Genomic DNA, 13,012 nt, shown 5'->3' on the forward strand with positions numbered 1-13,012 from the left:
TCTCATTCTGAAGCGCCAGAACACGATTGAAAACGAAACGACCGCCTGCGAAGCGCCTCATTTCACGCTCCTGTTGACCACCGGGTCTTCACTGGAATTTAAATGCCTGTAGTCGTTTCACCGGTCAAATTATATTTTGGTCTATGAAAAAAGAAACCGATATCCGACGCGGAAGGCACTGTGTTTTCCTGATGCATGTTCATTTGGTCTTTGTCACCAAATACAGACGCCAGATTTTTGACCATGACGCGACAGGAAAACTACGCACTTACTTTTCAAATGTATGTGCTGATTTTGAAGCTGAACTGGTTGAAATGGATGGCGAACAAGATCACGTCCATTTGTTAATTAACTATCCACCCAAGCTGGCGATATCCAGTCTGGTAAACAGCCTCAAAGGCGTATCGAGTAGATTACTGCGACGAGATCGACCAGATATTGCAGTCAGGTATTACCACAAAGGCGTTTTGTGGAGTCCCGGCTATTTTGCCAGTAGCTGCGGAGGTGCGCCAATATCCGTCATCCGCCAATACATTGAACAACAGCAAACACCTGGTTAGGTGGAAAACCGCGCCTTATATCCCCGCCCTGATTGAACTGCCCCCATAAACCTATTAGTCCGCGATGTGGCCTGAGTCCGGTATTCTACCGGACTCAGGCCCTTTAACTTCTCTTTTACAAACGAGAGGGAAACAACGGTACTTAATACGCCCTTTAGCCAAAATCTGTCTTTTTCTTGATTACCGCTATTTTTTCGTTAAGGCGCATTCTTTATGCTGTATCGATACACCAAAGGTAAGTTAAACAGGGAGTGACGGATGCCAGTGCTACAGTGGGGAATGTTATGTGTTCTGTCACTTCTCCTTTCTATTGGCTTCCTCGCTTTACATCTCCCGGCGGCACTCCTGCTTGGACCAATGATCGCCGGGATCATCTTCAGTATGCGCGGGGTTACCCTGCAACTCCCCCGCTCCGCTTTTCTCGCTGCGCAGGCCATTCTTGGCTGCATGATTGCGCAAAACCTGACCGGTTCGATCCTGACCACGCTGGCGGTTAACTGGCCGATTGTGTTAGCTATTTTACTGGTAACGTTGCTTTCCAGTGCTATCGTGGGATGGTTACTGGTGCGCTATAGCTCACTGCCCGGAAATACAGGTGCCTGGGGCTCCTCACCTGGTGGTGCGGCGGCAATGGTCGCGATGGCGCAGGATTACGGCGCAGATATCCGCCTGGTAGCGTTTATGCAGTATCTGCGGGTACTGTTTGTCGCGGGGGCCGCTGTTCTGGTTACCCGAATGATGCTGGGCGATAACGCTGAAGCGGTTAACCAGCAGATCGTATGGTTCCCGCCAGTCAGCATTCATCTCCTGTTCACCGTCCTGCTCGCGGTCGTTGCCGGTACGGCGGGATGCCTGCTACGTCTTCCTTCCGGCACGATGCTTTTTCCGATGCTGGCAGGTGCGGTGCTCCAGTCTGGCGAGTTCATCACGATTGAGTTACCGGAATGGCTGCTGGCGATAGCTTATATGGCGATTGGCTGGCGAATTGGTCTGGGCTTCGATAAACAAATCTTACTGCGGGCATTGCGTCCGCTGCCGCAAATCCTGCTGTCGATATTTGCTCTGCTCGCCATCTGCGCCGCGATGGCGTGGGGGCTGACCTGGTTTATGCATATTGATTTTATGACTGCCTACCTCGCCACCAGCCCCGGCGGACTAGATACGGTGGCGGTCATCGCCGCAGGGAGCAATGCCGATATGGCGCTTATTATGGCGATGCAAACCCTGCGCCTGTTCAGTATTTTGCTGACGGGGCCTGCCATTGCGCGGTTTATTTCAACCTATGCGCCGAAGCGAACGGCCTAGTGCTGGCAACCAGGACACCAGTAAAACGGGCGCGATGACAGCGTGGTTTTCTCAATGGTGCCGCCACAGCGTTCGCACGGTTCGCCATCACGATGAAAAACCTTAAAACGGAACAGCGCGCCGTGATGTTTATTTTCATCCACCTGCCCCCGCGTAGCGTAAGAAAGTCGCGGAATATCCAGTAACGCGTGTGCGAGCGCATCCAGTTGAGCCGCGTTGAGATCTTTCGCTTTATGATTTCCGGTCAACCCAACCTGCCAGAGGATCTCCACGCGCAGATAATTGCCAAGCCCTGCCAGAAACGCCTGGTCAAGCAGTAACCCGGCAAACTGACGGTTACGAAAGCGCGGCGACAATAACCGTTCTTTCACCACATCCGGCGTCAGATTCGGGTCGAGCACATCGGGGCCAACGCGTTGTAAGAACGGATGCGTCGTCAGTTGTTCCGGCGTTAACATTTCAATATCAGAGGCGCTATAAAGCAGAATGGTTTTGTCGGCTGTTTGCAGCTTTACCCGCAACACCCGCGTGGTCTGCGGCTCTTCGCCAGTATCAACCACGCGCCAGACACCATAGAGTTGGTTATGGCTATAGAGCGTTAAGCCATCCGAAAAATGGGTCAGCAACGCTTTTCCGCGCGTTTCCACATAAGTGACATGCTGACCAATAAGTTGTGATTGATAAGGTTTTAACTGCGGGAAGGCAAACCAGACATCGGTCAGTGGTTTGCCTTTGATCGCCGCCTCCAGGTTATCCGCTGCACGGCGGATCTCCGGGCCTTCAGGCATAGTGATATCCTTTTTTCATTCTTTGTTCAGAGGGATTATGCTGCGACAACAATCCCCTTTTCAGCAAATGCAGATCGTAGCCGGCGGGCGAACGCCAGTGCGTGTTCTCCGTCGCCATGCAGGCAGACCGTTTGCGCCGCGACCGTTGCCCATTCGCCGGTGATACTTTTGACTCTGCCGTGTTGCACCATCTCCAGCGTTTGCGCCAGCGCCTGTTCTTCGTTTTCAATCAACGCGCCTGGTTGGCTTCGCGGCACCAGCGAACCGTCGGCTTGATAGCCGCGATCGGCAAACACTTCCTCGCGCGTTACCAGCCCATATCGTTCGCCTGCACGAATCAGCTCGCTTCCTGCCAGTCCAACGAGAATCAATGCCGGATCGCAGGCGTAAACGGCTCTGGCGATGGCGTCTGCCAGTTGTGCGTCTTTCGCTGCCTGGTTGTATAACATGCCGTGCGGTTTAACATGACGCATTACGCCACCTTCCGCCCTGGCAATCGCTGCCAGCGCGCCAATTTGATACAGCGTCTGGGCATAAACGGTTTCTGGCGGCAGCTGCATGGCGCTGCGACCAAAATTTTCTCTGTCGGGAAAGCTCGGATGAGCGCCAATAACCACACCATTTTTTATTGCTTCTCGCACGCTTACCAGCATGGTTTGTGCATCGCCTGCATGAAATCCACAGGCAATATTGGCCGACGAAACCAGCGTTAAAAGTTCCGCATCGCTGGAACTTCCTTCGCCCAGATCGGCGTTAAGGTCAATTTTCATTGTGCAGCCGCCACGCTAATTGTTCGAAATAACGTTGCTGATCTTGCCGCGCTTTCAGCGCCTCTTCCAGTGAACACTGGACAAAATGAATCGGCTGGCCGAGCGGAATTTGCGCCAGATGGTACATGTCGGCCTCAATGATACAGGCAATGCGCGGATAACCGCCGGTAGTTTGCGCGTCGTTCATCAACACAATCGGCTGCCCGTTATGTGGCACCTGCACCACGCCTGGCAACAAACCGTGAGATAACAGTTCGCGATCGGTGGTACGTTTTAAGATTTGCCCCTGTAAGCGATAGCCCATCCGGTTACTTTGCGGGCTAAGCTGCCAGGGCGAACGCCAGAATGCATCCTGCGAGGCGCGATCGAACTCATGATATTCCGGCCCCGGTAAGGCGCGAATCCGGTTGCCCCACAGCAACTGTTTAACGCCCTGCGCTTCCATAAAATCACGCTTCGCTTTGCCAATGGGGAGTCGGTCACCATCCTTCAGTAAACGCCCTTCCAGCCCGCCAATCCCCACCTTGAGATCGGTGCTGCATGACCCCATCACTGGCGGCACATCAATACCGCCCGCCACCGCCAGATAGCTACGTACACCATGTTGTGGACGTTTAAGCATTAAACGCTGGCCTGCTTTCATCGGCAGGCGCCAGCCAGTCCACACGGCGTTATCATCCAACCGCGCTTCACAGCCTGCGCCAGTCAGGGCAAACCAACCATCGCTTTCAAACTCAACCGTTAACTGACCGAGCGTGATCTCCAGCGCGGGCGCGTTGGCATCATTACCCACCAGCAGGTTAGCAATGCGTAGCGCAGGCATATCCAGTGCGCCGCAGTGGCTGATACCCGACTGGCGAAAACCGTGACGGCCGCCATCCTGCACGGTGGTATACATGCCCGCACGAATGATTTTCAGCATACTCCCTCCTTCTGCGGTACAAAGCGCACGCTATCTCCCGGACGCAATAAGATAGGTTCGTCACGCGTCGGGTCAAACAGACTGAGCGAAGTATGACCTATCAACTGCCAGCCGCCCGGCGTTGCCAGTGGATAAACACCAGTCTGCGGCCCGCCAATCCCGACAGAACCTGCCGGAACGAGCAAGCGCGGTTCAGCGCGCCGTGGCGTGTGTAGTTGTTCCGGCAAACTCCCGAGATACGGGAATCCTGGTTGAAAACCTAAAAACCAGACCACGTATTCCACGGAGGAGTGCAGTTCAACGACCTGTTTTTCGCTCAACCCACAATGCGCAGCGACCACCGCCAAATCCGGCCCGCCTGCGCCACCGTAAACCACCGGAATTTCGATAAAGCGAGACTCCGGTTCCAGCGCCTCGCTCTCTTCCCACCAGCGTTGCAAACGCTCTATGGCGTCCAGCGCCAGCGTTTCAGGGTTACGCAAAATCACCGTGATATTGTTCATGCCGGGAATAGCTTCAACGACATTCGGCATATCCACCAGACGCTGGGCCAGCCGCCAGATCCGTTTCTGGCTGGCCAGCGTCACCGGCGGCTCCAGTTCCAGCACTACCGCCGTTTCACCTATCAGATAACAACGCGCTCGTTGCACTTTCGATCCCTCTGATTATTCGTTATGCAGGATTAGGAATATCAATAAAGGTCACATCAAGATCGGTATTTTCATTCAACCACTCGCTCAACGCGCGAATACCGCCGCGTTCGGTAGCATGGTGACCCGCAGCATAAAAATGCAATCCCTGCTCGCGGGCTGAATGAATGGTCTGTTCAGAAACTTCGCCAGTAATAAAAGCATCCACGCCAAAACGCGCGGCACTATCAATAAAACTTTGCCCACCACCGGTGCACCAGGCGACGCGCTGTACTACCTCCGGGCCGTTGTCGCCACACCACAACGGCTTGCGTCCCAGACGCGCTTCAATCCATGAGGCCAGTTCCAGCCCCGGTACCGGCATGGTCAGTTCGCCCCACGGCACCAACGGCTCAATTTCGCCCATGACCGTGATCCCCAGTAACGACGCCAGTTGCGCGTTATTACCCAGCTCAGGATGTGCGTCCAACGGCAGATGCCAACCGTACAGGTTGATATCATTCGCCAACAATGTTTTTAAGCGGTTACGCTTCATACCGCGAATTACTGGCGATTCCCCTTTCCAGAAATAACCATGATGCACAATGACCGCATCAGCGCCCAGGCGTACCGCTTCATCGAGTAGCGCCTGGCTGGCGGTGACACCGGTAACAATTTTTTGCACCATCTCTTTGCCTTCCACCTGCAAACCATTCGGCGCATAATCACTTATCGCCGCGCTGTTCAATTTCTCGTTAATCAGTTGTTCCAGTTCGGTGTTTTTCATCATTGCGCCTTCCATATTCTGATAGCTACTCCGTTAACATAGCGTTCCCTCGCCTGTTCGTCGATAGCCAATCTTTCGACATATTAAGAAACAAACCCATCGCCAAAAGGCGCAAATTGTTTATCTCATAAATGCATAGTTCATGTATATTTATGCAATCAGACAGCATATTGCATAAATAATCAGATCTGTATCAGAGTTTTAACTTTAAGGAAACACACGCACGCCGCGCAACTATTACGTGGTGTCGCATCCAACCGCGGAATTACTATGAATAAACACGCATCACAGCCGCGCGCTATCTACTACGTTGTCGCGCTGCAAATCTGGGAATATTTTAGCTTTTACGGCATGCGTGCCTTGCTGATTCTCTATCTCACCAATCAACTGAAATACAACGACACCCACGCTTACGCGTTATTTAGCGCCTACTGTTCGCTGGTGTATGTCACGCCGATCCTCGGCGGTTTCCTGGCGGACAAAGTGCTCGGCAACCGCATGGCAGTAATGATAGGGGCATTGTTGATGGCAGTCGGGCATGTGGTGCTGGGCGCCAGCGAAATTCACCCGACATTCCTCTATCTGTCGCTGGCGATTATTGTCTGCGGCTATGGTCTGTTTAAATCCAACGTCAGTTGCCTGCTTGGTGAACTGTATGAACCGACCGATCCACGTCGCGATGGCGGTTTCTCGCTGATGTATGCGGCGGGTAACGTGGGATCGATTATTGCCCCTATCGCCTGTGGTTACGCCCAGGAAGAGTACAGTTGGGCGATGGGCTTTGGCCTGGCGGCGGTTGGCATGATCGCGGGTCTGGTCATTTTCTTATGTGGCAATCGTCATTTCACACATACCCGCGGCGTTAACAAAAAAGTACTGCGTGCGACAAACTTTCTCCTGCCGAACTGGGGATGGCTGCTGGTTCTGCTGGTCGCAACGCCTGCGCTGATTACTGTACTGTTCTGGAAAGAGTGGTCGGTATACGCCTTAATTGTCGCCACTATCATTGGTCTGGCGGTACTGGCGAAAATTTATCGCAAAGCAGAAAACCAGAAACAGCGTAAGGAGCTGGGGCTGATTGTGACGCTCACCTTCTTCAGCATGTTGTTCTGGGCCTTCGCACAACAGGGCGGCAGCTCGATTAGCCTTTATATCGACCGCTTCGTTAATCGCGATATTTTCGGTTATAGCGTTCCGACCGCCATGTTCCAGTCGATTAATGCTTTTGCTGTGATGTCGTGCGGTGTGGTGCTTGCCTGGGTGGTAAAAGAGAGCGTTGCGGGTAATCGTACCGTGCGCATCTGGGGGAAATTTGCTCTTGGCCTCGGCCTGATGAGCGCCGGGTTCTGTATTCTTAGCTTAAGCGCCCGCTGGTCTGCAATGTATGGCCACTCTTCCCTGCCGCTGATGGTGCTTGGTCTGGCAGTGATGGGGTTTGCCGAACTGTTTATCGATCCGGTTGCTATGTCGCAAATTACGCGTATTGAAATCCCCGGCGTGACCGGCGTATTAACCGGCATTTACATGCTGCTTTCCGGTGCGATTGCTAACTATCTGGCGGGCGTCATTGCCGATCAAACATCGCAAGCTTCGTTTGATGCTTCCGGGGCGCTCAATTACTCCATCAATGCATATATAGAAGTGTTTGATCAAATCACCTGGGGTGCGCTGGCGTGTGTAGGACTGGTGCTGATGATTTGGCTGTATCAGGCGCTTAAGTTCAGAAACCGTGCGCTGGCGCTGGAGTCTTAATACGCCAACACCGATGCCTGATGCGACGCTTAACGCGTCTTATCAGGCCTGGATGGCCCATTGAATTTGCACTATTTGCCAGGCCGGATAAGGCGTTCATGCCGCATCCGGCATCTGGGCACGAGTCTGTTATTTCCCCTTCCTCGCCGCTTCATACGCTGCCAGCGTTCGTAGCCTCGCCTCTTTGTGATCGACAATCGGCTGTGGATAATCCAGCTTCACGCCCGCTTTCTGCGCCCACTTCCACGGCTCATGCACCGCTTTCCCTGGCACATCGCGCAACTCCGGTAGCCACTGGCGGATAAACTCGCCTTCGCGGTCAAATTTCTCGCCCTGGGTTGTCGGGTTGAAAATACGAAAATACGGCGCAGCATCGGTTCCGGTAGAAGCGGCCCACTGCCAGCCGCCGTTATTGGCCGCCAAATCACCATCAATCAGTTGTGACATGAAATACCGCTCGCCTTCGCGCCAGTCGATCAACAAATCTTTCACCAGAAAGCTGGCTGTGATCATCCGCAGGCGATTATGCATCCAGCCAGTGCTGTTAAGCTGACGCATAGCAGCATCGACAATCGGGTATCCCGTTTTGCCTTCCTGCCAGGCCTTTAAATGCGCGGGATTACTCTGCCACTGCACGCGGTCGGTCCAGGCAATAAACGGACGATGTTTACACAGCGAAGGATAATACGTCATCAAATGGCGGTAGAACTCGCGCCATATCAGCTCATTAAGCCAGACGCTACCCGGTCCGCCTTCCAGCGCCTGCGGCTGTTCCGCCAACAGGCGATGTAAACACTGGCGAGGCGATAATCCACCCGTTGCCAGGCTGGCGGACAAACGACTGGTGCCTTCTACTGCCGGAAAATCTCGTTGTTGCTCATATTCTCCGGCACCGTTCTGGCAAAACTGGCGTAATTGCGCAATCGCCGCTTTTTCTTCCACCGGGAAATGCGCGGTATCGAAAGACTGACGAGGGTAATTCAGCGTAATGGATGGCACGGGCTCTATCGATCCGCTACTACGAACTTTTGGTGCAGCGACGCACTCCGACATCCCTTCCCGCAACCGTTTCAGCCAGGCGTTTTTAAACGGCGTAAAGACTTTGTACATCTCATGATTGCCAGTCATCACCGCCCCCGGCGGCAGGATCACGCTGTCATCAAATCCTTCACACACCACGTTACGCAGCGCTCTTTCAACTTCCACATCCCGCGCCCGCTCATTCACCTCATACTGATAGTTATAAAAAAGATGAGTAACGCTGTTTTCCGCGCACACCTGTTTAACTATTTCGACGCTGGCGACAAAGTCATCCACTTCACGGAACAATAAAGGAATACCTTTTTCCGCCAGCGCGATCTGTAGCCCATTCAGTTGAGCATTGATAAGTTCAGCCTGACGCGGCGACATGTTATGCGCCGCCCACTGGCGTGGTGTGGCGATATACAACGCCAGCACGCGTGCAGACGAATTGCGGCAGGCGGCAGCCAGCGCGAGATTATCGTGCAAACGTAAATCCTGGCGAAACCAGACCAGATGGATGGTCATAAAACTCCTGCATGGCGCAAGTTAATCACACGCGGCCAAAGTTCGAAATAACGCTGCCCTGAAAGCCAGGCGTCAGGATAAAGCGCCATATAGTGTTTGATACGCATCAGCGGCGCAAGAAGTGGTTGCTCGCCACGGCGATAACTGTCGATAAGCGCCGCCAGCTGCTGGCGTTCTGTGGAATCAATATGTGGGCGAAAATAACCCTGAACGTGCATCAAAACGTTGGTGTGGTCACGTCGGTTGGCGGGGTGAGAAAGCAAAACAATTACGCGTTGGCGGTACTGGTTGTAAAAATCATCCAGATTTTGCCACTGGTGAATATCAGCCACGAACGGGCCAAGTTTGCGGTATTCCGGCTGGGAATGCGCCAGAAAGACGAGTTTATAGCGGCTGTGATAATCGAGAAGCGCCCCGCGCGTTAAGCCATGTTCTTTCAGTCGATGTAACTCATGAAGGGCGAAGATACGGATTAGAGTGCTGGCATCAAATCGTTGTTGATTCATTACTGCTCCTGAACGGTTTACAGGAGTAAGTGTAGACGTTGGGAAATGATATTTGTGAAGTTAATCCTGTTGTAGCAGGGCAAGATTACGAAAGCCCGCTCCCCGTAAGGACTGACGCCAGGTTCAAACGTTACCAGCACCGTCATCTGCGCTATTCGATCGCTTACTGTCGGTATTCCTAAAAGTCTTTTACTTCCATCCTTCCTCGGAATTTCCACCGCACGCACTGACGGCGGCATCCAGCTTCCCGACGATAACCGGTTCCAGATTTTGTACAGATTTTCTTTCAGATCCCGCTCAAAATCTTTCAGCGTCTGGTTATCCACCCCGGCAGCACCGGCATTCGCCCTTGCCCGCCGGTACGCTTCCACCACATGCAACCTACTGATCTGAAACGTTTTTTCGATTCACACACAGTCTCCTCCTGCCTACAATTGGGCTGTGATGCAGACTGCCCGACGCTGTCCCTTCGCTCAACATTCATTACAAACGCTTCCTCACTACTGCGAACAACTCTGCGCCGGTTTCGCACATCGATACTCTCATACTCATAATTTCGGTTATTTGTATTTCTCTCTTAACATTGCGACGACCGGTTCCCGTAACTCCTGCAAAGAGCCTGATACAGCGTCATGCCTGCTATACGTCTGACACCATTTACGCAGCATTCGGATTTCACCCGTAAATTAAACCAGGCGGTATCACGAAACCTCCGGTTTTGATGTCACTTAGGACTAACGACGTTTCAACACTGGTTCGGGTTTACTTATCTCACTGTATCTCACATAAGATCAGATCGCGTCTGATCGTTCTCCCTGCGCTCACTACCATGGCTCTTTACCACAGCAGCTGGGGTTGTTTGGGACCGACTTCCGACAGCAGATGCATCTCTTCACAGCTTATGCTTATTACATGCAAAACGTCCCGTTTTGCATCTTTGTGCCTACGGCACACCATGATCTTTCCCTAAGCCTCTGCTTGGTTGGGGAACTGCGTATTCAGGCCGCACAGAATTTGACATTGCCTCTGTTAACCATTTATTTGGACGGGCGACTGAATAATATGATGACGTTGTAGCATTTTTAACGTGACACATAATTATGAATGACCGCCTGATAGATATGCACCTCCGGCGTGAAGTTCATATTTTAAGAGACAGACTTTTATTCATTTGTCTTTTTATCATAAAAAGAACGCAATGTATCTCCGTCTACCATAACCACAACCTGATTAGTTCTTATTGTGAAATAGTCCTCATCATTGGTATCATCATAATCTATATAACGAAGAAAATCCTCAATATTAGGTTGGTTGTATCTGTCAGATGTGCATGAACACAAAATCCTGACAAGTTTCCGACAAGGCCTGCATATTTTATACCTCCAGTTTAATATAGCGATAACATGCTCATTTATTGACTGCTTAACAAACCATTTATCATTAACCACAGAATATTCTAATGAACCAATATTATAACGCCTCATCCCTAGCGGAAATACATAGGCATCATTAAGCCTGACGGAAAATTCATATGTTTTCCCTGCGGGAATTTCTATAAAATCAGCTTCTTTATCAGAATCAAGCTGACAACGCAATGCGATATAATCCAGGCGTATATTGTCCGTATTTATTGAAAATGCGTGTCCGCAAAGTGGGAAATCCTCAGATTTTGTTGCAAGCCTGCTAAGATGAACATACAATGAATAATCATTTGTGTTACTTAAACTTACATTGGCCAGCAGATAATCTGCTTCTTGCTTCACTGTTAAATTTGCTTTTAGTTTGTAGCGTTCTTCGTTGATTTTATTTTTTAAGTCAGATAGTCTATAGTTAAAATTTTGTTCGAAAGGATATTTCCATATTTCAGGGTGCTCATGTTTTTCAAAATCCCACCAAAGCCTACCATATCCATATTTAATGATTACGACACCTTCGCCTGCTAATGAACTGAATGTAGAAAAGATACAGATAAATACTATCAATATTCGAAGTAATGACGATATCCAAAATGAAAACATATTATTACCTCTCCAGTGGCTTCAAGTTGTCCTTTAACGCATTAATTAATTCCTGTAGTTAGCTTTACACTCCAGTCTACTATTTTTGAGTCAGTGTGAACCCATTGACTTACCTGATTTATTGAATCAACTTTCATTACTGCACCTCTTTTTCAATTTCAATCATTTGTTCGTCACTCAGGTGACATTCAAAATACTTCTCAATATTATAAGCGTTTTTAAAAACATATTGATCACCTTCACTTTTTAATCTGTTGGCTTCTCCTAAATAGTTTTTATCCCTGCTAAACCCCCCTTCTATTGGCATATCATCTGTCCCCATGCCGCCATATTTGCCATTTTCACCCGTCCGATAGAAATGTGATAACTCATGACAAAGGCTAGACACCTGAGATTCCGGTCCTGTTAGTTCTTTACATACAAATCGCTGGTATATATTCACACGTAATATGCTTTCAAACAAGGTAGGTTTTAAATATAAAGTTTGATCGGCTGTAACGTTTGCAGTGGCAATCGCATCATCAGTTTTGTTAACAAAATTACCATGTTCACGATCATCAGCTTTAACAGGATCCTTAACATGTAGCTTTTGACACAATTCTATCAATCTGTCTACACTTTCTACCATAAACTGATAAGCAGTAATGTTATCTCTTGTTTCTATATAAGGATCCGGGAAGGCTACAGGTTCGTTATTTCCTTCCTCTTCGTTTTTCTTTGCTGCGGCCTCGGCCTTCGCTCTCTGTTTTATTTTCTCTTCCCTAGAATCGATAGTTATAACTGTATTATGGGTTACACCAAATATTTCAAAAAACTCAAGCTGTTCTTCTGCTCCCCAATTCTCAGGCTTGAGCATTTCTGCTCTCATTTCAAGCACCTTCATCTGAGCCTTAATAGCTTTTGTCATCATCCTTTTAAATTGATCAGTAACCTTATATTCTTCTATGCATCTATCTTGCGTACTGGTTTTAGCAACCGCACTGTTTTTATCACTACTCATTTACGCCCCCCAAAAGCATATCGATATTCTGACTCAATAATCTGACCTTTATATTTCTCTCAACTTCAGTTATAAAACGTTCGGTATATCCTTCATCATCTGTTTCTCCATTTTTTTGCTCACCGTTTTCTAAAAATGCTATATAACGGGTATTTGAATAAGGTATCCCATTGTCATTTACAAAATGAAATTGTACGTTGTATTTCTCAGGAGGGTTGTCGCTCTCTTTTTTTGTGAAATCACCAGATTTACTGTCGCTTTCATCGGAGTTATTTCCGCGACCGAAGTCCTCACTGTCATTCTGTTCGTCAGTCAGCTCATCATTCCCATCACTATAATCATCCGCCAGCGCTTCCAGCACCGCCGGCAGCAACGTCTCCACCGCCGTCCCCGGCCCCCCGCCGCAGTTCAGGTTTATCTTCAGCCC

Annotated in this window: 13 protein-coding genes and 2 pseudogenes; 3 read left to right on the forward strand and 12 right to left on the reverse strand. The window is 50.1% G+C overall.

Going from position 1 to position 13,012, the window contains the following annotated elements:
• A pseudogene (locus tag AACS80_RS22945) lies at positions 1–121 on the reverse strand (helix-turn-helix domain-containing protein); the annotation flags it as partial.
• Positions 122–143: 22 nt separating this feature from the next.
• Here AACS80_RS22945 and tnpA point away from each other — a divergent pair.
• Complete coding sequence (gene tnpA / locus AACS80_RS22950; RefSeq protein ID WP_167852393.1) at positions 144–560, forward strand: IS200/IS605 family transposase; 417 nt, start codon at positions 144–146, stop codon at positions 558–560.
• 258 nt (positions 561–818) lie between these two features.
• Complete coding sequence (locus tag AACS80_RS22955; protein ID WP_135409685.1) at positions 819–1,865, forward strand: AbrB family transcriptional regulator; 1,047 nt, start codon at positions 819–821, stop codon at positions 1,863–1,865.
• Here the strand turns inward: AACS80_RS22955 and nei are convergent.
• The 5 genes from nei to ybgI are packed head-to-tail and all read right to left on the reverse strand — an operon-like array spanning position 1,862 to position 5,761.
• Positions 1,862–2,653, reverse strand: a complete 792-nt coding sequence (gene nei, locus AACS80_RS22960) for an endonuclease VIII (protein ID WP_130210750.1) — start codon at positions 2,651–2,653, stop codon at positions 1,862–1,864. The two genes, AACS80_RS22955 and nei, sit on opposite strands and share 4 nt — an antisense overlap.
• A 35-nt stretch (positions 2,654–2,688) precedes the next feature.
• Positions 2,689–3,423: a 5-oxoprolinase subunit PxpA gene (gene pxpA / locus AACS80_RS22965; protein ID WP_130210752.1), complete on the reverse strand. Its 735-nt coding sequence runs from the start codon at positions 3,421–3,423 to the stop codon at positions 2,689–2,691.
• Complete coding sequence (pxpC, locus tag AACS80_RS22970; protein ID WP_130210754.1) at positions 3,413–4,345, reverse strand: 5-oxoprolinase subunit PxpC; 933 nt, start codon at positions 4,343–4,345, stop codon at positions 3,413–3,415. The genes pxpA and pxpC overlap by 11 nt, the downstream gene beginning before the upstream one ends.
• The gene (gene pxpB / locus AACS80_RS22975) at positions 4,339–4,995 is read right to left on the reverse strand and encodes a 5-oxoprolinase subunit PxpB (RefSeq protein WP_130210756.1); all 657 of its coding nucleotides are present in this window, start codon (positions 4,993–4,995) and stop codon (positions 4,339–4,341) included. Before pxpB ends, pxpC begins: the two co-directional genes overlap by 7 nt.
• A 22-nt stretch (positions 4,996–5,017) precedes the next feature.
• Positions 5,018–5,761 (reverse strand): radiation resistance protein YbgI, encoded by a 744-nt coding sequence (ybgI, locus tag AACS80_RS22980; protein WP_135409707.1) that lies wholly within the window; start codon positions 5,759–5,761, stop codon positions 5,018–5,020.
• A 270-nt stretch (positions 5,762–6,031) separates the two neighbouring features.
• Between ybgI and dtpD the strand changes: the two genes are divergently transcribed.
• A complete protein-coding gene (gene dtpD, locus AACS80_RS22985) occupies positions 6,032–7,513 on the forward strand; it encodes a dipeptide permease DtpD (protein WP_130210758.1) in 1,482 nt (493 codons plus the stop codon).
• A 129-nt stretch (positions 7,514–7,642) separates the two neighbouring features.
• Here the strand turns inward: dtpD and phrB are convergent, their stop codons facing one another.
• The 6 genes and pseudogenes from phrB to AACS80_RS23015 form a co-directional block, all read right to left on the reverse strand.
• Positions 7,643–9,061: a deoxyribodipyrimidine photo-lyase gene (gene phrB / locus AACS80_RS22990; RefSeq protein WP_138184014.1), complete on the reverse strand. Its 1,419-nt coding sequence runs from the start codon at positions 9,059–9,061 to the stop codon at positions 7,643–7,645.
• The gene (locus AACS80_RS22995; RefSeq protein ID WP_135409684.1) at positions 9,058–9,567 is read right to left on the reverse strand and encodes a YbgA family protein; all 510 of its coding nucleotides are present in this window, start codon (positions 9,565–9,567) and stop codon (positions 9,058–9,060) included. The genes phrB and AACS80_RS22995 overlap by 4 nt, the downstream gene beginning before the upstream one ends.
• Before the next feature lie 104 nt (positions 9,568–9,671).
• A pseudogene (locus tag AACS80_RS23000) lies at positions 9,672–10,051 on the reverse strand (group II intron reverse transcriptase/maturase); the annotation flags it as partial.
• Between the two features lie 679 nt (positions 10,052–10,730).
• Complete coding sequence (locus tag AACS80_RS23005; protein WP_138184015.1) at positions 10,731–11,585, reverse strand: hypothetical protein; 855 nt, start codon at positions 11,583–11,585, stop codon at positions 10,731–10,733.
• Between the two features lie 136 nt (positions 11,586–11,721).
• Positions 11,722–12,585 (reverse strand): hypothetical protein, encoded by an 864-nt coding sequence (locus AACS80_RS23010; protein WP_135409682.1) that lies wholly within the window; start codon positions 12,583–12,585, stop codon positions 11,722–11,724.
• The coding region (locus tag AACS80_RS23015; protein WP_138184016.1) for a hypothetical protein at positions 12,578–13,012 on the reverse strand (435 nt) is incomplete at its 5' end. The genes AACS80_RS23010 and AACS80_RS23015, both read right to left, overlap by 8 nt.

Origin of the sequence: Escherichia sp. E4385, from assembly GCF_963883145.1 — a bacterium.
Classification (GTDB): domain Bacteria; phylum Pseudomonadota; class Gammaproteobacteria; order Enterobacterales; family Enterobacteriaceae; genus Escherichia.

Excerpts from the sequence above, each read along its gene's own strand:
- AACS80_RS22995 (WP_135409684.1), bottom strand. The coding sequence starts at position 9,567 with ATGAATCAACAACGATTTGATGCCAGCACTCTAATCCGTATCTTCGCC.
- phrB (WP_138184014.1), bottom strand. The coding sequence starts at position 9,061 with ATGACCATCCATCTGGTCTGGTTTCGCCAGGATTTACGTTTGCACGAT.
- pxpC (WP_130210754.1), bottom strand. The coding sequence starts at position 4,345 with ATGCTGAAAATCATTCGTGCGGGCATGTATACCACCGTGCAGGATGGC.
- AACS80_RS23010 (WP_135409682.1), bottom strand. The coding sequence starts at position 12,585 with ATGAGTAGTGATAAAAACAGTGCGGTTGCTAAAACCAGTACGCAAGAT.
- pxpA (WP_130210752.1), bottom strand. The coding sequence starts at position 3,423 with ATGAAAATTGACCTTAACGCCGATCTGGGCGAAGGAAGTTCCAGCGAT.
- ybgI (WP_135409707.1), bottom strand. The coding sequence starts at position 5,761 with ATGAAAAACACCGAACTGGAACAACTGATTAACGAGAAATTGAACAGC.
- nei (WP_130210750.1), bottom strand. The coding sequence starts at position 2,653 with ATGCCTGAAGGCCCGGAGATCCGCCGTGCAGCGGATAACCTGGAGGCG.
- tnpA (WP_167852393.1), top strand. The coding sequence starts at position 144 with ATGAAAAAAGAAACCGATATCCGACGCGGAAGGCACTGTGTTTTCCTG.
- AACS80_RS22955 (WP_135409685.1), top strand. The coding sequence starts at position 819 with ATGCCAGTGCTACAGTGGGGAATGTTATGTGTTCTGTCACTTCTCCTT.
- dtpD (WP_130210758.1), top strand. The coding sequence starts at position 6,032 with ATGAATAAACACGCATCACAGCCGCGCGCTATCTACTACGTTGTCGCG.
- AACS80_RS23005 (WP_138184015.1), bottom strand. The coding sequence starts at position 11,585 with ATGTTTTCATTTTGGATATCGTCATTACTTCGAATATTGATAGTATTT.